Genomic DNA, 18,440 nt, shown 5'->3' on the forward strand with positions numbered 1-18,440 from the left:
GTCTCGTCAATCGTTAGAAGGTCACGCGGGTAGGGCTGGCATCGCTGGCCTGGCCTTTTTGCAACTGCTGAATGATCGCTTCCTGCAGGCGGCTGCATAGCTGTGGATCGGACAGCGGCTGGTTGTCGGCGTCGGTAATGAAAAACACGTCTTCCACGCGCTCGCCGAGGGTGGCGATCTTGGCGTTCTGCAGCGACAGGTCGAACTCCAGGAAGATCCGCCCGATCCGCGCCAGCAGGCCTGGGCGATCAGGGGCGATGATCTCGAGGATGGTCACCGGACGCTGGGCATCGTTGTGAATGGTCACCTGCGGGGCAAAGGTGAAGTGCTTGAGCTGGCGCGGCACCCGGCGCTGGATGATGGTCGGGTAGTCCTCGGGGTTGCGCAGGGCCTCGGTCAGGCCCTCGCGGATCTGCTTGACCCGCTGGGGGTTATCGCCGATCGAGCCGCCATCGTTGTCCAGGACAATGTAGGTGTCGAGGGTGAACTGGCTGCTCGAGGTGATGATCCGCGCATCATGGATGTTCAGGTTGAGCTGGGACATCGCCGCCACGGTCACGGCGAAGAAGTCGTGCTGGTCGGGGGCATAGATGAAGATCTGCGTGCCACCCTCGAATTCACGCTGGGTGGTTTCCTTGATCAGCACCAATGGGCCGCCATCGGCCGGCTGCTGCAGAATCGCATCGCTGTGCCAGGCCACGTCGGCGGCGGTGTGCTTGAGGAAGTAATCATCGCCCAGTTGCGACCACAGTTGCTCGACGTCGTCCGGATCGGTGCCTTCGCGGATCAGGATGTCGAGCGCGGCGCTCTGTGTCTGGCGGATCTGCTCTTCGCGGTCCAGCGGGTTCTCCAGGCCCCGACGCAGTGCGCGCTTGGTCTCGGTATAGAGCTGGCGCAGCAGGCTGGCGCGCCAGGAGTTCCACAGACTGGGGTTGGTGGCGTTGATGTCGGCCACGGTCAGCACATACAGGTAGTCCAGGCGCGTCTCGTCGCCCACGTGCAGGGCAAAGTCGTTGATCACTTGCGGGTCGGACAGGTCCTTGCGCTGGGCAGTGGTGGACATCACCAGGTGGTTCTGTACCAGCCAGACGATCAGCCGGGTATCCCAGGTTGGCAGCTGGTGGCGCTCGCCAAAGGCCTGGGCGTCGACCGCGCCGAGTTCGGAATGATCGCCCTGGCGACCCTTGCCGATGTCATGGTAGAGCCCGGCCAGGTAGATCAGCTCGGGTTTGGGCAGGCGGCCCATGAGCTTGCTGGCCAGCGGGAATTTCTCCGAAACCGGGGTGTACTGCAGCTTGCGCAGGTGCTTGATCAGGTTGAGGGTGTGCGCATCGACCGTATAGATGTGGAACAGGTCATGCTGCATCTGCCCGACGATCAGGCCGAACTCCGGCAAGTAGCGGCCGAGAATGCCGTAGCGGTTCATCCGGCGCAGGTTGCGGTGGATGCCGATCTCGCACTTGAACAGCTCGATGAACAAGCTGGTATTGCGGATATCGTTGCGGAAGTTGTCATCGATCAGATGGCGATGCTCGCGCAACAGACGCACGGTGTCGGCGCGCACACCCTTGATCTCCGGGTGCTGGGCCATCAGCACGAAGATCTCCAGCATGGCGAACGGCGTGCGTTTGAACACGTTGGGGCTGACCGCTTCTATATAACCATCGTGCAGGCGAAAGCGAGCGTTGAGCGGTTGGGTGGTGCCACTGTCGTCGTCAGCGAGGATGACTTCCTCGAAGTGCTGGATGATCAGGTCGCACAGCTGGCTGATGCTCATCACCACCCGGTAGTACTGCTGCATGAACTGCTCGATGGCGCGCTTGGGGTTGTCATCGCTGAAACCAAGCAACGCGGCGATGCTGCGCTGGTGGTCGAACAGCAGGCGGTCTTCGGCGCGTCCGGCAAGCATGTGCAGGGCGTAGCGCACCCGCCAGAGGAAGGCCTGGGAGGAGGCGAGCAGTTCGTTTTCGCTCTCCAGCAGGAAACCTTCGCCAGCCAGGGCGTGCAGGTTGAGTGTGCCGTACTGGCGACGGGCGACCCAGAGCACGGTCTGGATGTCGCGCAGGCCGCCGGGTGAGCCTTTGACGTTGGGCTCCAGGTTGTACTCGGTGTCGTTGTACTTGTGGTGGCGGGCCTTGAGCTCGGCGCGCTTGGCCAGGAAAAACTCCTTGCTCGGCCACATGGTGGCGGTGCTGGTCACCTCGAGCATGCGCTGGCGCAGGGGCTCGGGGCCGGCAATGGTGCGGCTTTCCATCAGGTTGGTGATCACCGTCAGGTCGGCGCGGGCCTGCTCGGCGCATTCCTCGACGCTGCGTACGCTCTGGCCGACTTCCAGGCCGATGTCCCAGAGCAGGGTCAGAAAACCTTCGATGGCTTCGCGGTACTGCTCGTGTTCGGCGCCATCGAGCAGGATCAGCAGGTCGATGTCGGAGAACGGGTGCAGTTCGCCGCGTCCGTAACCGCCCACGGCGATCAGGGCGATGCCGCTAGGGTCCTGCCATTGGAACTGGTTCCAGGCCTGCTGCAGGATGTTGTCGACGAACCAGGCGCGGTCCTCGATCAGCCGGCGGATCTCGCGGCCTTCGCGAAAGCGCTTGTCGAGCACCTCGCGGGCCAGGCGGATGGCTTTCTTGAAGGCAGCGATGGGGCTTGCCTTGAGCGCCAGTTCCGCCTGGAACTGGCCGCGGTCGAACAGCTCGGGATCCACCTGGGGCATCGAGTCGCTTTCCTGAAGGTATTAGGCCGACGTACGGGGGATGGTGTCGTCTTTGCGCAGGGTGAAGATTTCGTAACCGGTAGCCGTCACCACCAGGGTGTGTTCCCACTGCGCCGAGAGCTTGCGGTCCTTGGTGATGGCGGTCCAGCCATCGCCCAGCACCTTGGTGTCAGCCTTGCCCTGGTTGATCATCGGCTCGATGGTGAAGGTCATGCCTTCCTTGAGCTCCATGCCGGTACCCGCGCGGCCGTAGTGCAGGATCTGCGGCTCTTCATGGAACACCTTGCCGATGCCGTGGCCGCAGAACTCGCGCACCACCGAGAAACCGTTCTTCTCGGCGTGTTTCTGGATCACTTCGCCGATGTCACCCAGGCGGCAGCCTGGCTTGACCAGCTCGATGGCCTTGTACATGCATTCCTGGGTGACTTGCGACAGGCGCTCGGCCCATACCGGGACCGTGCCGACATGGAACATGCGGCTGGTGTCGCCGTGGTAGCCGTCCTTGATCACGGTGACGTCGATGTTCAGCGTGTCGCCGTTCTTCAAGGGCTTGTCATTGGGAATGCCATGGCAGACCACGTGGTTGATCGAGGTGCAGATCGACTTGGGGTAGCCCTTGTAGTTGAGCGGCGCCGGGATGGCCTGTTGGACGTTGACGATATAGTCATGGCACAGGCGGTCGAGCTCTTCGGTGGTGACACCGGGCTTGACGTGCTCTTCGATCATTTCCAGCACTTCAGCGGCCAGGCGGCCGGCGATGCGCATCTTCTCGATGTCTTCTGCGGTCTTGATGGTAACGGTCATTACAGGCTCTCTACGGCGCCACATGGGGCGCGAACAAACGGGAAAGGCCGGATTCTAGCAGAGCAGGGCGTCGATCTGTCGGGATAAAGACGCTGTTGCTGCGGTCTATTGGAGGCATTTTGGCGCGATTGGCCGCTGGCTGCAAAAGCCGCTGACGGACGAGGCAGTATTCGGGTTCCGTTCGTGCGCGGTCTGTGGTATAAAATGCGCCGCTTTCCGGGAGGTCCCGGCAAGCTTAAACCCACACACGTGTCGACACGATGGCCTGGGTGCCCCGAACGCTTCGGCTTCGCGGGTTGGTCATTGGGATACGTGGAGGCCCAACCCGACTTATCAAGGAACTATCATGTCCCAAGTCAACATGCGCGATATGCTGAAGGCCGGTGTGCACTTCGGTCACCAGACCCGTTACTGGAACCCGAAAATGGGTAAATACATTTTCGGCGCGCGTAACAAGATCCACATCATCAACCTGGAAAAAACCCTGCCAATGTTCAACGACGCTCTGTCGTTCGTAGAGCGCCTGGCCCAGGGCAAGAACAAGATCCTGTTCGTCGGCACCAAGCGTTCCGCCGGCAAACTGGTCGCCGAGCAAGCAGCTCGTTGCGGTTCGCCATACGTTGATCACCGCTGGTTGGGCGGCATGCTGACCAACTACAAAACCATCCGCGCTTCGATCAAGCGTCTGCGTGACCTGGAAACCCAGGCCGAAGATGGTACCTTCACCAAGCTGACCAAGAAAGAAGCTCTGATGCGTTCGCGCGATCTGGAGAAGCTGGACCGCAGCCTGGGTGGTATCAAGGATATGGGCGGTCTGCCTGACGCTCTGTTCGTTATCGACGTTGATCACGAGCGCATCGCGATCACCGAAGCTAACAAGCTGGGCATCCCGGTTATCGGCGTTGTCGATACCAACAGCAGCCCGGAAGGTGTTGATTACATCATCCCAGGCAACGACGACGCCATCCGCGCCATCGAGCTGTACATGACTTCGATGGCTGACGCTGTCATCCGCGGCCGCAACAACGTTGCTGGCGGCACCGAAGTCTACGCTGAAGAAGCGGCGGCACCAGCTGCTGAGTAATTGACGCCTGGCGTCTACTTAGCACGCGAAAAGGGGGCTTGGCCCCCTTTTTGCCACCTGAAATCCTCCTGTCAGCATTAGCGCCGCATCATGTTTTTCGCAGGCGAGAAGACAGTGGATTTACAGAATTGAACGCCCGTGACGAGCGGGTGGAATGGTTGAAAAACTTTCCAAGAGGATTTTGAAATGGCAGCAATTACTGCAGCGCTGGTAAAAGAACTGCGCGAGCGTACCGGCGAAGGCATGATGGATTGCAAAAAGGCCTTGGAAAAGGCTGGCGGCGACATCGAGAAAGCCATTGACGATATGCGTGCCTCGGGCGCCATCAAGGCCGCCAAGAAGGCTGGCAACGTTGCCGCTGAAGGCGCTATCGCCATCAAGGCCGACGACAAGGTAGCCGTTCTGCTGGAAGTCAACTCGCAGACCGACTTCCTGGCCCTGCAAGACGACTTCAAGAACTTCGTCGCTGAAAGCGTTGAGCAAGCCTTCGCCGAGAAGCTGACCGACGCAGCTCCGCTGATCGCTTCCCGTGAAGCCGCTCGCGAAGCCCTGGTTGCCAAGTGCGGCGAGAACGTCAACATTCGCCGCCTGGTGCGCGTCGAAGGCGACGTGGTCGGTACCTACCTGCACGGCAACAAGATCGGTGTGGCTGTGGTCCTGAAGGGCGGCGACGTCCAGCTGGCCAAAGAAATCGCTATGCACGTTGCTGCGTCGAACCCAGAGTTCCTGGATTCGTCGGAAATCTCCGCCGAAGCCATCGAGCGCGAGAAGGCTGTCTTCCTGCAGCTGAACGCCGACAAAATCGCTGGCAAGCCTGAGAACATCGTTGAGAACATGATCAACGGTCGTATCACCAAGTTCAAAGCCGAAGCCTCGCTGAAAGAGCAAGCCTTCGTCATGAACCCGGAGATCAAGGTCGGCGAACTGGCCAAGAAAGCCGGTGCTGAAATCGTTTCCTTCACCTACTTCAAAGTCGGCGAAGGCATCGAGAAGCCAGTTGACAACTTCGCTGAAGAAGTTGCCGCTCAGCTGGCTGCTGCCAAGCAGTAAGACAGACTCCGTCTGTCGCCCCAAAGAGGCTGCCCGCTCACGCGCGCAGCCTCTTTGTCAAACCGGTGCCGGGTTTATCCGACCTGGCTCCGCTGGCGCTGAAGCAGCGCCACGCTACAGTTAGCAGGCTGTATCCAGCCCGCGCAGAATTTTCTTAAAGACGCCGCAGGAGAGACTCGCAATGGCTCAGCAGGTGAGTGGTCGCCAACCTCGCTATAAACGCATTTTGCTCAAACTTAGCGGCGAGGCCCTGATGGGCTCGGAAGAGTTCGGGATCGACCCGAAAGTATTGGATCGTATGGCCCTGGAAGTGGGCCAGTTGGTCGGTATCGGTGTCCAGGTAGGCCTGGTCATCGGTGGCGGCAACCTGTTCCGCGGCGCAGCGCTTAGCGCAGCCGGCATGGATCGCGTTACTGGCGACCACATGGGCATGCTTGCCACCGTGATGAACGCCCTGGCCATGCGCGACGCCCTCGAGCGTTCGAACATCCCGGCCCTGGTCATGTCGGCCATTTCCATGGTTGGCGTCACCGATCATTACGATCGTCGCAAAGCTATTCGCCACCTCAACTCCGGGGATGTGGTAATTTTCTCCGCCGGTACCGGCAACCCGTTCTTCACCACCGACTCCGCAGCCTGCCTGCGTGCCATCGAAATCGATGCTGATGTGGTGCTGAAGGCGACCAAGGTCGACGGTGTGTACACTGCCGATCCATTCAAGGATCCGCATGCCGAGAAGTTCGATCACCTCACCTATGATGAGGTCTTGGATCGCAAGCTTGGCGTGATGGACCTGACCGCAATCTGCCTGTGCCGCGACCACAAGATGCCATTGCGGGTATTCAACATGAACAAACCTGGTGCCCTGCTGAACATCGTGGTGGGTGGCGCTGAAGGTACTTTGATCGAGGAAGGCCAAGCATGATCAACGAAATCAAGAAAGATGCTCAGGAACGCATGACCAAGTCGCTGGAGTCGCTCCAGCACGCGTTCAGCCGTATCCGCACCGGTGTCGCCCACCCGAGCATTCTGGAGGGTGTGATGGTGCCTTACTACGGCGCCGACACCCCTATCAAGCAAGTGGCCAACATCACCGTCAAGGATTCGCGCACCCTGCAGGTCGTCGCTTTCGAGCGCAACATGCTCGGCGCGGTCGACAAGGCGATTGCCAGTGCAGGTCTGAACCTGAACCCGACCAACCTTGGTGAACTGCTGCTGATCAACATGCCGCCGCTGACCGAAGAAACCCGTAAGGGCTTCACCAAGCAGGCGCGTGATGCGGCAGAAGACGGTCGTATCGCTGTGCGTAACATCCGTCGTGACGCCCTGAGCCAGCTCAAGGACCTGGTCAAGGAAAAGGAAATCAGCGAAGACGAAGAGCGTCGCGCCGCTGATGACATCCAGAAGCTGACCGACAAGTTCGTGGCCGAGATCGAAGTCGCCGTGAAAGCCAAGGAGAAGGACCTGATGGCCGTCTGAGGCCAGGGTTTTCTTCATGGATAAGACCAAGCAAGCGGCACCGTCCTCGGTGCCGCGCCACGTTGCGATCATCATGGACGGCAACAATCGCTGGGCGAAGAAGCGTCTGCTGCCCGGCGTTGCCGGTCACAAAGCAGGCGTCGATGCCGTGCGTGCGGTGATTGAGGTCTGTGCCGAGGCTGGGGTCGAGGTGCTGACCCTGTTCGCCTTCTCCAGTGAAAACTGGCAGCGTCCGGCGGAAGAAGTCGGCGCGTTGATGGAGCTGTTCTTCACGGCCTTGCGCCGCGAAGCTCGGCGCCTCAACGAGAACAACATCAGCCTGCGCATCATTGGTGATCGCTCGCGCTTCCATCCGGAGCTGCAAGCAGCCATGCGCGAGGCCGAGGCTGCGACTGCGGGGGGTAATCGCTTCATTCTCCAGGTCGCCGCCAACTACGGTGGTCAGTGGGACATCGCCCAGGCCGCCCAGCGGTTGGCCCGTGAGGTCCAGGCCGGTCATCTGCGCCCGGACGACATCACCCCTGGCTTGTTGCAGACCTGCCTGTCGACGGGCGATCTGCCGTTGCCTGACTTGTGTATCCGGACCGGTGGCGAGCACCGCATCAGCAATTTCCTGCTGTGGCAGCTGGCCTATGCCGAGCTGTATTTCTCCGACCTGTTCTGGCCGGACTTCAAACACGAGGCCATGCGTACCGCCCTGGCCGATTTCGCTTCGCGCCAGCGCCGCTTTGGTAAGACCAGCGAGCAGGTCGAGGCTGGAGCTCGTGCTTAATGCTTAAACAACGCATCATTACCGCGCTGATCCTGCTGCCGATCGCGCTGGGTGGCTTCTTCCTGCTCAATGGCGGGGATTTCGCCCTCTTCATCGGCTTCGTAGTAACGCTTGGCGCCTGGGAATGGGCACGCTTGGCTGGGCTGATGGCCCAGCCGCTGCGCATTGCCTACGCCGCGGTGGTTGCCGGGGCGCTGATGCTGCTGTACCTGATGCCGGACCTGGCGCCCTGGGTGCTCGGCGCTTCGGTGATCTGGTGGGGGTTGGCCACCTGGCTGGTACTGACGTATCCGCGTAGCAGCGAGCTGTGGAGCAGCGCCGCTTGCCGTCTGTTGATTGGTCTGCTGGTGTTGCTGCCGGCTTGGCAGGGGTTGGTGCTGCTCAAGCATTGGCCGCTGGGAAACGGCCTGATCCTGTCGGTCATGGTGCTGGTCTGGGCCGCCGATATCGGCGCGTATTTCTCCGGTCGTGCCTTTGGCAAGCGCAAGCTGGCCCCGCACGTCAGTCCAGGCAAGAGCTGGGAGGGCGTCTATGGTGGCCTCACCGTCAGCCTGCTGATTGCGCTGGGTGTCGGTCTGGTGCGCGAGTGGAGCATCGGCCAGCTGCTGCTGGGCTTGCTGGGCGCCGTGGTGGTAGTCATGGCCTCGGTGGTCGGCGACCTCACCGAAAGCATGTTCAAGCGCCGCGAAGGGATCAAGGACAGCAGCAATCTGCTGCCTGGGCATGGCGGCGTGCTCGATCGCATCGACAGCCTGACCGCCGCGATTCCGATGTTCGCCGTGCTGCTCTGGGCTGCTGAATGGGGTGTCATGTGAGCCGAGTGCAACGCATTACGGTGCTGGGTGCCACCGGCTCGATCGGCCTTAGCACGCTGGATGTGATCGCCCGTCATCCTGAGCGTTACCAGGTGTTCGCCCTGAGCGGTTACTCGCAGGTGGATGAGTTGCTGGCCCTGTGCCTGCGTCATCGTCCGGTCTACGCCGTGGTGCCGAGCGCCGAGGCCGCTAGCCGTTTGCGTGCTGGTCTGAGTGCCGCGGGTAGCGTCACCGAAGTACTGGAAGGCGAGGCGGGGCTTTGCCAAGTGGCCGCTGCCAGCGACGTGGATGCGGTGATGGCGGCGATTGTCGGCGCTGCCGGCCTGCGGCCAACCCTGGCGGCAGTCGAGGCGGGCAAGAAGGTCTTGCTGGCCAATAAAGAAGCCCTGGTGATGTCCGGCGCGCTGTTCATGGACGCCGTGCGGCGCAGTGGCGCGGTACTGCTGCCCATCGACAGCGAGCACAACGCCATCTTCCAGTGCCTGCCGGGCAATTATGCCCAGGGCTTGAGTGCTGTGGGGGTGCGCCGCATCCTGCTGACTGCCTCTGGTGGGCCGTTCCGCGAAACGTCGGCAGCCGAGCTTGAGGATGTCACTCCAGAACAAGCGTGCGCGCACCCCAACTGGTCGATGGGGCGCAAGATTTCCGTCGATTCGGCGAGCATGATGAATAAAGGCCTGGAGCTGATCGAAGCCTGCTGGCTGTTCGATGCGGCGCCGGCGCAGGTGGAAGTGGTGGTGCATCCCCAGAGCGTGATCCACTCGCTGGTGGATTATGTCGATGGCTCGGTGCTGGCCCAGTTGGGTAACCCGGACATGCGCACCCCCATCGCCAACGCCCTGGCCTGGCCGCAAAGGATCGACTCCGGGGTTGCCCCGCTGGATCTGTTCGCGGTAGCTCGCCTGGACTTCCAGGCCCCCGACGAGCAGCGCTTCCCTTGCCTGCGCCTGGCGCGCCAGGCGGCCGAGGCGGGTAATAGCGCCCCGGCGGTACTCAATGCGGCCAATGAAGTGGCGGTCGAGGCATTTCTCCAGCGGCGTATCCGCTTCCCGGAGATCGCGGGTATGATCGAACAGGTGCTCGACCAGGAGTCGGTGGTGTCATTGCCCTCGCTGGATGCGGTGTTTGCTGCCGACCAGCGTGCCCGGGAGCTGTCCCGTGAATGGTTGCGGCGTCACGCTCGCTGATGCGTAGTGGCTCCAGAGTTGTGCTGAACGTCATTCGGAGATGGATATGACTGCGCTCTACATGATTATCGGCACCCTGGTGGCGCTGGGTGTACTTGTCACTTTCCATGAGTTCGGCCACTTCTGGGTGGCCCGCCGTTGTGGGGTCAAGGTGCTGCGTTTCTCGGTCGGCTTCGGCACGCCGCTGCTGCGCTGGCACGACCGCCATGGCACCGAGTTCGTCGTCGCGGCGATTCCGCTGGGTGGCTACGTCAAGATGCTCGACGAGCGCGAGGGCGACGTGCCGCCTGCGCTGGTCGATCAATCGTTCAATCGCAAGCCGGTAGGGCAGCGTATCGCCATCGTTGCTGCCGGGCCTATAGCCAACTTCCTCCTGGCCATCGTGTTCTTCTGGGCCCTGGCCATGCTCGGCACTCAGCAGGTGCGCCCGGTGATTGGTGCCGTTGAGCCGGCGAGCCTGGCCGCTTCTGCTGGCTTGGTCGCAGGTCAAGAAATCGTTTCGGTTGACGGTAAGGCGACCAATGGTTGGTCAGCGGTCAATCTGCAGTTGGTACGGCGTCTTGGCGAAAGCGGTGTTCTGCGTGTTGGCGTTCTCGATGAAGGCGCCACAGCCGAGCGTCAGCACGAGATCAAGCTCGATCAATGGCTCAAAGGCGCGGATGAGCCTGACCCGATCCAGTCGCTGGGCTTGCGCCCCTGGCGTCCAGTAATCAGCCCGGTGCTGGCCGAGATCGATCCGAAGGGGCCGGCTGCGGCTGCCGGGCTCAAGACCGGTGACAAGCTGCTGAGCCTGGATGGCGCTGCCCTGAACGACTGGCAACAAGTGGTCGACAGTGTCCGTGCTCGTCCCGAGGCCAAGGTGCAATTGCGCGTCGAGCGTGACGGCGCGGTGCTGGATATCCCGGTGACCTTGGCCCGTAAAGGCGAAGGTCAAGCCTCCGGTGGCTACCTCGGGGCTGGCGTCAAAGGTGGCGAATGGCCCGCCAAGATGCTCCGCGAAGTCAGCTATGGGCCGCTCGAAGCGGTGGGCGAGGGCCTCTCGCGTACCTGGAACATGAGCATACTGACCCTTGAATCGCTGAAGAAAATGCTGTTCGGGGAGCTCTCGGTAAAAAACTTGAGCGGACCGATAACCATTGCTAAAGTGGCGGGCGCTTCAGCCCAGTCGGGCGTTGGGGATTTCCTGAATTTCCTGGCCTACCTGAGCATAAGCCTGGGGGTTCTTAACCTGCTGCCCATTCCAGTACTGGATGGGGGGCATTTGCTGTTCTACCTGATCGAGTTGGCGCGCGGTCGTCCGCTGTCGGATCGGGTGCAAGGTTGGGGGGTCCAGATCGGTATCAGTTTGGTCATAGGGGTGATGTTGCTCGCCCTGATCAACGATCTGGGTCGACTATAAAAGCTTCGCATTGCGAACCTGCCGCCCTTTCGCGGCAGGTTGTTTATTGCCAGTTGGAATAAAAGGACTTCATGAAACGTCTGCTGCTAACTGCGGTCCTCTCCGCACTGATGATCGCTGAAGTTCACGCCGAGTCCTTCACCATCTCCGATATTCGTGTCAACGGCCTGCAGCGGGTTTCCGCCGGCAGCGTGTTCGGCGCCTTGCCCCTGAACGTGGGCGATCAGGTCGACGACCGTCGCCTGGTGGACTCCACCCGTTCGCTGTTCAAGACCGGCTTCTTCCAGGACATCCAGCTGAGCCGCGACGGCAATGTCCTGATCATCAACGTGGTCGAGCGCCCGTCGGTGTCGAGCATCGAGATCGAAGGCAACAAGGCGATCAGCACCGAAGACCTGATGAAAGGTCTGAAGCAGTCGGGCCTGGCCGAAGGCGAAATCTTCCAGCGCGCCACCCTTGAAGGTGTGCGTAACGAGCTGCAGCGTCAGTACGTGGCCCAGGGGCGCTACTCGGCTGAAGTCGACGCCGAGGTGGTGCCGCAGCCGCGCAACCGCGTTGGCCTGAAGATCAAGATCAACGAAGGCACGGTCGCTGCCATCCAGCACATCAACGTGGTGGGCAACACCGTTTTCGATGATGAAGAGCTTGGTCAACTGTTCGAGCTCAAGACCACCAACTGGCTGTCGTTCTTCAAGAACGACGACAAGTATGCCCGCGAAAAACTCTCCGGTGATCTGGAGCGCCTGCGTTCCTACTACCTGGACCGCGGCTACATCAACATGGACATCGCTTCGACCCAGGTATCGATTACCCCGGACAAGAAGCACGTGTACATCACCGTCAACATCAACGAAGGTGAGAAGTACACCGTTCGTGACGTGAAGCTGTCCGGCGACCTCAAGGTGCCGGAAGACCAGGTCAAGTCGCTGCTGCTGGTGCAGCCTGGCCAGGTGTTCTCGCGCAAGGTGATGACCACCACGTCCGACCTGATCACCCGTCGCCTGGGTAACGAAGGCTATACCTTCGCCAACGTCAACGGCGTGCCGCAACCGAACGATGAAGACCACACCGTCGACATCATGTTCGTGGTCGACCCGGGTAAGCGTGCCTACGTCAACCGCATCAACTACCGCGGGAACACCAAGACCGAAGACGAAGTGCTGCGTCGCGAAATGCGCCAGATGGAAGGCGGCTGGGCGTCAACCTACCTGATCGACCAGTCCAAGACCCGTCTGGAGCGCCTGGGCTTCTTCAAGGAAGTCAACGTCGAGACCCCGCCAGTGCCAGGCACCGACGACCAGGTCGACGTCAACTACAGCGTTGAAGAGCAGGCTTCCGGCTCGATCACCGCCAGCGTCGGTTTCGCCCAGAGCGCGGGCCTGATCCTCGGTGGCTCGATCAGCCAGACCAACTTCCTGGGTACCGGTAACAAGGTGTCGATCGGCCTGACCCGAAGCGAATACCAGACCCGCTACAACTTCGGCTTCGTTGACCCCTACTGGACTGCCGATGGCGTCAGCCTGGGTTACAACGCCTTCTACCGCAGCACCGACTACGACGACCTCGACGTCGACGTAGCCAGCTACGCGGTAGACAGCCTGGGCGCCGGTGTCAGCATCGGTTACCCGATCAGCGAAACGTCGCGTCTGACCTACGGCCTGACCGTACAGCAGGACAAACTCAAGACTGGCCGTTACACCGTTGACGAGATCTTCGACTTCGTCGAGAAGGAAGGCGATAACTTCCTCAACTTCAAGGCGTCGGTCGGTTGGTCCGAGTCGACCCTGAACAAAGGCGTGCTGGCAACCCGTGGTCATTCGCAAAGCCTGACCCTGGAAACCACAGTGCCGGGCAGCGACCTGTCGTTCTACAAGCTCGACTACCGCGGCCAGCTGTTCAAGCCAATCAACAACGACTACACCCTGCGTCTGCACACTGAGTTGGGTTACGGCGACGGCTTCGGCGGCACTTCCGGCCTGCCGTTCTACGAGAACTACTACGCGGGTGGTTTCAACTCGGTGCGTGGCTTCAAGGACAGCAGCTTGGGTCCACGTAGTACGCCAAGCCGTGGTGCGGGTGTTACCGGCAACCAAGGCACTGTCGCCGACCCGGATCAGGATCCGCTGCCATTCGGTGGTAACGTGCTGGTTCAAGGTGGTGTCGAGTTGCTGTTCCCGCTGCCGTTCGTCAAGGACCAGCGCTCGCTGCGTACTTCCGTGTTCTGGGATGTGGGTAACGTGTTCGACACCAATTGCGGCTCCAAGCCTGATTGCGAGAAAGTCGGCCTGTCTGGCCTGGCCAGCTCGGTCGGCCTGGGCGTGACCTGGATTACAGCCTTGGGCCCGCTGAGCTTCAGCCTGGCGATGCCGATCAAGAAGCCGGACGAAGCCGATACCCAGGTGTTCCAATTCTCTCTGGGCCAGACCTTCTAAGGTCGGCCCTCGCTTAACGACAACGGTTTATTCAGGAGTGCATCGTGCGTAAGTTGACTCAAATGGCCGTTATGGCCGCGGCGCTGGTCGCCACCCCGGCTTTCGCCGAAATGAAAGTTGCCGTGCTGAACTACCAGATGGCACTGCTCGAGTCGGACGCTGCGAAAAAGTACGCAGTGGATGCGGAGAAGAAGTTCGGCCCACAGCTGACCAAGCTCAAGAGCCTGGAAAGCAGCGCCAAGGGCATCCAGGACCGTCTGATCAAGGGCGGCGATAAGATGCAGCAGCAAGAGCGTGAGCGCCTGGAGCTCGAATTCAAGCAAAAAGCCCGTGACTTCCAGTTCCAGTCCAAGGAACTCAACGAAGCCAAGGCCGTTGCCGACCGTGACATGCTCAAGCAGCTCAAGCCTAAGCTGGACGGCGCTGTGGAAGAAGTGATCAAGAAGGGTGGCTTTGACCTGGTGCTCGAGCGCGGCGCAGTGATCGATGTCAAACCGCAGTACGACATCACTCGCCAAGTCATCGAGCGCATGAACCAAGCCCGTTGATATGACCCTGACCATGACGCTCGGCCAACTGGCCGAGGCGCTCGGCGCCACCCTCAAGGGGCCCGAGTCGCTGCAAATCACCGGCTTGGCCACCTTGCAGGAGGCCGGTCCCGGGCAGTTGAGCTTCCTGGCCAATCCGCAGTACCGCAAGTACCTGGATAACGCTCAGGCTGCGGCGGTACTGCTCAAGGCTGCGGATGCCGAAGGTTACGCAGGCAATGCGCTGATCGTTGCTGATCCTTACCTTGCCTATGCACGCATCTCCCATCTGTTCGATCCCAAGCCCAAGGCTGTGGCGGGTATTCATCCCAGCGCCGTGGTTGCCGAAGATGCCCAGGTGGACGCCAGCGCCAGCATCGGACCGTTCGCGGTGATCGAGAGCGGTGCGCAGATTGCGGCCAACGTAACCGTCGGCGCGCACTGCTTCATCGGTGCTCGCTGCGTGATTGGCGAAGGTGGCTGGTTGGCGCCGCGGGTCACGTTGTATCACGACGTGACCATCGGCCAGCGCGTGACCATTCAGTCCGGCGCCGTGATCGGCGGTGAAGGCTTCGGTTTTGCCAACGAGAAGGGCGTTTGGCGCAAGATCGCCCAGATCGGCGGCGTGACCATTGGCGACGACGTCGAGATCGGTGTGAACACTGCGGTCGACCGCGGCGCGCTGTCGGACACGCGCATTGGTGACGGGGTCAAGCTGGATAACCAGATCCAGATCGCCCACAACGTGCAGATTGGCGACCACACCGCGATGGCGGCCTGTGTCGGCATTTCTGGTAGCACCCGCATCGGCAAGCATTGCACCATCGCCGGCGGCGTTGGCATGGTCGGTCATATCGATGTGTGCGACAACGTATTCGTCTCCGGCATGACCATGGTTACCCGTTCGATCACCGAGCCGGGTGGCTATTCTTCGGGTACGGCCATGCAGACCTTGGGCGATTGGCGCAAAAGCGCGGCGCGCATTCGTCAGCTGGACGAGATGGCCAAGCGTCTCCAGCAACTGGAAAAACGTGTCGATACCGTGACCTCAGGTGGCCAGCCGACATCAGAAGGCTGATACCATTTCCTGAGCAAGAGTGAACCGTCGCTAGCTGGCTCCTCTTTGGATTGCAAAAGGAGCGTGTGGTCAGCACCTGCGCTCCCTATTCTTATTACAGGCTTCCCCCCGAAATGATGGACATCAACGAGATTCGCGAATACCTGCCTCACCGTTACCCGTTCCTGTTGGTGGACCGTGTGACGGAGCTGGACTTCGAGGCCCAGAGCATTCGTGCCTACAAGAATGTCAGCATCAATGAGCCGTTCTTCAATGGCCATTTCCCCGCGCATCCAATCATGCCGGGCGTGCTGATCATCGAGGCGATGGCCCAGGCGGCCGGGATTCTCGGATTCAAGATGCTTGACGCCAAGCCTGCCGATGGCACGCTCTACTATTTCGTCGGCTCCGACAAGCTGCGTTTCCGTCAGCCGGTACTGCCGGGCGATCAACTGGTGCTGGAAGCCAAGTTCCTCAGCCGCAAGAGCATGATCTGGAAGTTCGAGTGCCGCGCCCTGGTCGATGGCAAGCCAGTCTGCTCGGCTGAAATTACCTGCGCGGAACGTTCCCTATGAATTCGATTGATCCGCGGGCGATCATCGATCCTTCGGCCAAGCTGGCCGAAGGCGTCGAGGTGGGCCCTTGGTCGATCGTAGGGCCCGATGTCGAAGTCGGGGAGGGCACCGTCATCGGCCCGCACGTTGTGCTCAAAGGGCCGACCCGGATCGGCAAGCACAACCGCATCTACCAGTTTTCCTCGATTGGTGAAGACACCCCTGACCTCAAGTACAAGGGTGAGGCCACGCGCCTGGTGATTGGCGACCACAATGTCATTCGCGAAGGCGTGACCATCCACCGTGGCACCATCCAGGACCGCGCGGAAACCACCCTGGGCGATCACAACCTGATCATGGCTTATGCCCACATCGGCCACGACAGCGTGATCGGCAATCATTGCATCCTGGTCAATAACACTGCACTGGCGGGCCATGTGCACGTTGGCGACTGGGCGATCCTGTCCGGTTACACCCTGGTGCATCAGTACTGCCATATCGGCGCGCATGCGTTTTCTGGCATGGGCACCGCGATCGGCAAAGACGTACCAGCCTTCGTCACCGTGTTCGGCAGCCCTGCCGAAGCGCGCAGCATGAACTTCGAGGGTATGCGCCGTCGTGGCTTCAGCGATGAAGTGATCCATGCGTTGCGACGCGCCTACAAGACTGTCTATCGCCAAGGCCTGACGGTTGAAGACGCGCTCAAAGAGCTCGAAGAGCTCGCCAGCCAACACCCTGAGGTTGCGCTGTTCCGTGAGTCGATCGTGAATTCCGCTCGCGGCATCACTCGCTGACATGGGCCAGCTCTGCGTAGCGTTGGTCGCGGGCGAGGCCAGCGGCGACATTCTTGGCTCGGGCTTGATGCGTGCGCTCAAGGCGCGTCACCCCCAGGTGCGGTTCATCGGTGTCGGCGGTCCGTTGATGGAAGCCGAAGGCATGCAGTCGTACTTCCCCATGGAGCGCCTGGCGGTGATGGGCCTGGTGGAAGTGCTGGGGCGCCTGCGCGAGCTGCTCAAGCGCCGCAAGGCCTTGATCCAGACCCTGATCGCCGAGAAGCCGGATGTGTTCATCGGCATCGATGCGCCGGATTTCACCCTCAATATCGAACTCAAGCTGCGTCAGGCCGGGATCAAGACCGTGCACTACGTTAGCCCTTCGGTGTGGGCGTGGCGGCAGAAGCGGGTGCTGAAGATCCGTGAAGGTTGCGACCTGATGCTGACGCTGCTGCCATTCGAGGCGCGGTTCTACGAAGAGCAGGGCGTACCGGTGCGCTTTGTCGGGCATCCGCTGGCCGATACCATCCCGCTGGACGCTGATCGACAGGCCGCGCGCGCTGAACTGGGTTTGAGCGCGGGGCCTCTGGTCGCGCTGATGCCGGGCAGCCGCGGCGGTGAAGTCGGCCGTTTGGGCGCATTGTTCATGGATGCCGCCGAGCGCCTGCGAGCGTTGGTGCCGGGGGTGCGCTTCGTGCTGCCATGTGCCAATCAGGCGCGTCGCGCCCAGGTTGAACAGATGCTCGAAGGCCGCGACCTACCCTTGACCTTGCTTGACGGTCAGTCGCACCAAGCGCTGGCAGCCTGCGACGCGGTGTTGATCGCTTCGGGCACGGCGACGCTGGAGGCGATGCTGTACAAACGGCCGATGGTCGTCGCCTATCGCCTGGCACCGTTGACCTACTGGATCCTCAAGCGCCTGGTGAAGAGCCCGTACGTGTCGTTGCCCAACCTGCTGGCTCAACGCCTATTGGTGCCCGAGCTGCTGCAGGACGCTGCGACCAGCGAGGCCCTGGCGCAGACCCTGGCCCCACTGGTGGCCGATGGCAGCCAGCAAACCGAGAGCTTTGATCAGATTCACCGCACCTTGCGTCGTGACGCCTCGAACCAGGCGGCAGAGGCGGTGCTTGCCTTGCTGGAGCAACGCTAGATGCAGATGGGACTGGATTTCAACCTGGTCGAAGAGCTGGTCGCCGGTGTCGATGAAGTCGGTCGCGGTCCGCTGTGCGGCGCGGTGGTCACCGCTGCGGTGATTCTTGACCCCAATCGGCCGATCCTGGGCCTGAACGACTCGAAGAAGCTCACCGAGGCCAAGCGCGAGGCGCTGTTCGACGAAATCTGTGAAAAGGCCCTGGCCTTTTGCATTGCTCGCGCCGAGGTCGAAGAGATCGACCGTCTGAACATCCTCCAGGCGACCATGCTGGCCATGCAGCGCGCGGTCGAGGGTTTGAGCATCATGCCGAAACTGGCGCTGATCGACGGCAATCGTTGCCCCAAGCTGGCCGTACCGGCGGCGCCGGTGGTGCAGGGCGATGCCCAGGTGCCGGCGATCGCTGCGGCATCGATTTTGGCCAAGGTCACCCGTGATCGGGAGATGAGCGCGTTCGAGCTGATCTATCCGGGTTATGGGATGGGCGGGCACAAGGGGTATCCGACTCCGGTGCATCTGGAAGCGCTGGCACGGTTGGGGCCAACGCCGATTCACCGGCGCTCGTTCGCGCCGGTGCGTGCGGCCTGGGAGGCGCGTGAGGGCGTCTCTACCTCGCTGATCTGATCCGCTTATTGGGGCCG

17 protein-coding genes are annotated in these 18,440 nt (G+C 61.3%); 15 read left to right on the forward strand and 2 right to left on the reverse strand.

Annotation, left to right across the window (positions count from 1 at the left end; genetic code table 11):
• Positions 1 to 13 precede the first annotated feature (13 nt).
• A complete protein-coding gene (locus tag ACI2JX_RS07885; RefSeq protein WP_404689836.1) occupies positions 14 to 2,716 on the reverse strand; it encodes a [protein-PII] uridylyltransferase in 2,703 nt (900 codons plus the stop codon).
• 21 nt (positions 2,717 to 2,737) lie between these two features.
• Positions 2,738 to 3,520, reverse strand: coding sequence for a type I methionyl aminopeptidase (gene map, locus ACI2JX_RS07890; RefSeq protein WP_186555438.1), 783 nt, complete (start codon positions 3,518 to 3,520; stop codon positions 2,738 to 2,740).
• Between the two features lie 346 nt (positions 3,521 to 3,866).
• Between map and rpsB the strand changes: the two genes are divergently transcribed.
• From rpsB to rnhB, 15 genes are all read left to right on the forward strand, one after another.
• Positions 3,867 to 4,604: a 30S ribosomal protein S2 gene (gene rpsB, locus ACI2JX_RS07895; RefSeq protein ID WP_186555437.1), complete on the forward strand. Its 738-nt coding sequence runs from the start codon at positions 3,867 to 3,869 to the stop codon at positions 4,602 to 4,604.
• A gap of 186 nt (positions 4,605 to 4,790) precedes the next feature.
• Entirely contained in the window at positions 4,791 to 5,654 is an 864-nt protein-coding gene (tsf, locus tag ACI2JX_RS07900; protein ID WP_264236097.1) for a translation elongation factor Ts, read from the forward strand.
• 181 nt (positions 5,655 to 5,835) lie between these two features.
• Positions 5,836 to 6,579: a UMP kinase gene (pyrH, locus tag ACI2JX_RS07905; RefSeq protein ID WP_084854362.1), complete on the forward strand. Its 744-nt coding sequence runs from the start codon at positions 5,836 to 5,838 to the stop codon at positions 6,577 to 6,579.
• Positions 6,576 to 7,133 carry a ribosome recycling factor gene (gene frr, locus ACI2JX_RS07910; RefSeq protein ID WP_186555435.1) on the forward strand — a complete coding sequence of 186 codons (558 nt, stop codon included), beginning with the start codon at positions 6,576 to 6,578 and terminating at the stop codon, positions 7,131 to 7,133. The genes pyrH and frr overlap by 4 nt, the downstream gene beginning before the upstream one ends.
• 16 nt (positions 7,134 to 7,149) lie before the next feature.
• Positions 7,150 to 7,905 (forward strand): polyprenyl diphosphate synthase, encoded by a 756-nt coding sequence (gene uppS / locus ACI2JX_RS07915; RefSeq protein WP_404689837.1) that lies wholly within the window; start codon positions 7,150 to 7,152, stop codon positions 7,903 to 7,905.
• The gene (locus ACI2JX_RS07920; protein WP_404689838.1) at positions 7,905 to 8,720 is read left to right on the forward strand and encodes a phosphatidate cytidylyltransferase; all 816 of its coding nucleotides are present in this window, start codon (positions 7,905 to 7,907) and stop codon (positions 8,718 to 8,720) included. Before uppS ends, ACI2JX_RS07920 begins: the two co-directional genes overlap by 1 nt.
• The gene (ispC, locus tag ACI2JX_RS07925) at positions 8,717 to 9,907 is read left to right on the forward strand and encodes a 1-deoxy-D-xylulose-5-phosphate reductoisomerase (protein ID WP_404689839.1); all 1,191 of its coding nucleotides are present in this window, start codon (positions 8,717 to 8,719) and stop codon (positions 9,905 to 9,907) included. The genes ACI2JX_RS07920 and ispC overlap by 4 nt, the downstream gene beginning before the upstream one ends.
• A 46-nt stretch (positions 9,908 to 9,953) precedes the next feature.
• Positions 9,954 to 11,306, forward strand: a complete 1,353-nt coding sequence (rseP, locus tag ACI2JX_RS07930) for an RIP metalloprotease RseP (RefSeq protein ID WP_264236100.1) — start codon at positions 9,954 to 9,956, stop codon at positions 11,304 to 11,306.
• A 71-nt stretch (positions 11,307 to 11,377) separates the two neighbouring features.
• Entirely contained in the window at positions 11,378 to 13,738 is a 2,361-nt protein-coding gene (bamA, locus tag ACI2JX_RS07935; protein ID WP_264236101.1) for an outer membrane protein assembly factor BamA, read from the forward strand.
• A gap of 44 nt (positions 13,739 to 13,782) precedes the next feature.
• Positions 13,783 to 14,286: an OmpH family outer membrane protein gene (locus tag ACI2JX_RS07940; protein ID WP_186555429.1), complete on the forward strand. Its 504-nt coding sequence runs from the start codon at positions 13,783 to 13,785 to the stop codon at positions 14,284 to 14,286.
• Position 14,287: 1 nt separating this feature from the next.
• Positions 14,288 to 15,343: a UDP-3-O-(3-hydroxymyristoyl)glucosamine N-acyltransferase gene (gene lpxD, locus ACI2JX_RS07945; RefSeq protein WP_186555428.1), complete on the forward strand. Its 1,056-nt coding sequence runs from the start codon at positions 14,288 to 14,290 to the stop codon at positions 15,341 to 15,343.
• 113 nt (positions 15,344 to 15,456) lie between these two features.
• Positions 15,457 to 15,897, forward strand: a complete 441-nt coding sequence (gene fabZ / locus ACI2JX_RS07950) for a 3-hydroxyacyl-ACP dehydratase FabZ (RefSeq protein ID WP_011535269.1) — start codon at positions 15,457 to 15,459, stop codon at positions 15,895 to 15,897.
• Positions 15,894 to 16,670, forward strand: coding sequence for an acyl-ACP--UDP-N-acetylglucosamine O-acyltransferase (gene lpxA / locus ACI2JX_RS07955; RefSeq protein WP_368971486.1), 777 nt, complete (start codon positions 15,894 to 15,896; stop codon positions 16,668 to 16,670). The genes fabZ and lpxA overlap by 4 nt, the downstream gene beginning before the upstream one ends.
• Position 16,671: 1 nt before the next feature.
• Positions 16,672 to 17,799: a lipid-A-disaccharide synthase gene (lpxB, locus tag ACI2JX_RS07960; protein WP_264236104.1), complete on the forward strand. Its 1,128-nt coding sequence runs from the start codon at positions 16,672 to 16,674 to the stop codon at positions 17,797 to 17,799.
• Positions 17,800 to 18,423, forward strand: a complete 624-nt coding sequence (rnhB, locus tag ACI2JX_RS07965) for a ribonuclease HII (protein WP_404689840.1) — start codon at positions 17,800 to 17,802, stop codon at positions 18,421 to 18,423.
• The last annotated feature ends 17 nt before the right edge of the window (positions 18,424 to 18,440 follow it).

Origin of the sequence: Pseudomonas sp. NPDC088890, from assembly GCF_044900155.1 — a bacterium.
In the GTDB taxonomy this organism is placed as follows: domain Bacteria; phylum Pseudomonadota; class Gammaproteobacteria; order Pseudomonadales; family Pseudomonadaceae; genus Aquipseudomonas; species Aquipseudomonas urmiensis.

Bases quoted from the DNA above. Each gene is read 5' to 3' on its own strand.
- ACI2JX_RS07885 (WP_404689836.1), bottom strand. From the start codon at position 2,716: ATGCCCCAGGTGGATCCCGAGCTGTTCGACCGCGGCCAGTTCCAGGCG.
- map (WP_186555438.1), bottom strand. From the start codon at position 3,520: ATGACCGTTACCATCAAGACCGCAGAAGACATCGAGAAGATGCGCATC.
- rpsB (WP_186555437.1), top strand. From the start codon at position 3,867: ATGTCCCAAGTCAACATGCGCGATATGCTGAAGGCCGGTGTGCACTTC.
- tsf (WP_264236097.1), top strand. From the start codon at position 4,791: ATGGCAGCAATTACTGCAGCGCTGGTAAAAGAACTGCGCGAGCGTACC.
- pyrH (WP_084854362.1), top strand. From the start codon at position 5,836: ATGGCTCAGCAGGTGAGTGGTCGCCAACCTCGCTATAAACGCATTTTG.
- frr (WP_186555435.1), top strand. From the start codon at position 6,576: ATGATCAACGAAATCAAGAAAGATGCTCAGGAACGCATGACCAAGTCG.
- uppS (WP_404689837.1), top strand. From the start codon at position 7,150: ATGGATAAGACCAAGCAAGCGGCACCGTCCTCGGTGCCGCGCCACGTT.
- ACI2JX_RS07920 (WP_404689838.1), top strand. From the start codon at position 7,905: ATGCTTAAACAACGCATCATTACCGCGCTGATCCTGCTGCCGATCGCG.
- rseP (WP_264236100.1), top strand. From the start codon at position 9,954: ATGACTGCGCTCTACATGATTATCGGCACCCTGGTGGCGCTGGGTGTA.
- bamA (WP_264236101.1), top strand. From the start codon at position 11,378: ATGAAACGTCTGCTGCTAACTGCGGTCCTCTCCGCACTGATGATCGCT.
- lpxD (WP_186555428.1), top strand. From the start codon at position 14,288: ATGACCCTGACCATGACGCTCGGCCAACTGGCCGAGGCGCTCGGCGCC.
- fabZ (WP_011535269.1), top strand. From the start codon at position 15,457: ATGATGGACATCAACGAGATTCGCGAATACCTGCCTCACCGTTACCCG.
- lpxA (WP_368971486.1), top strand. From the start codon at position 15,894: ATGAATTCGATTGATCCGCGGGCGATCATCGATCCTTCGGCCAAGCTG.
- lpxB (WP_264236104.1), top strand. From the start codon at position 16,672: ATGGGCCAGCTCTGCGTAGCGTTGGTCGCGGGCGAGGCCAGCGGCGAC.
- rnhB (WP_404689840.1), top strand. From the start codon at position 17,800: ATGCAGATGGGACTGGATTTCAACCTGGTCGAAGAGCTGGTCGCCGGT.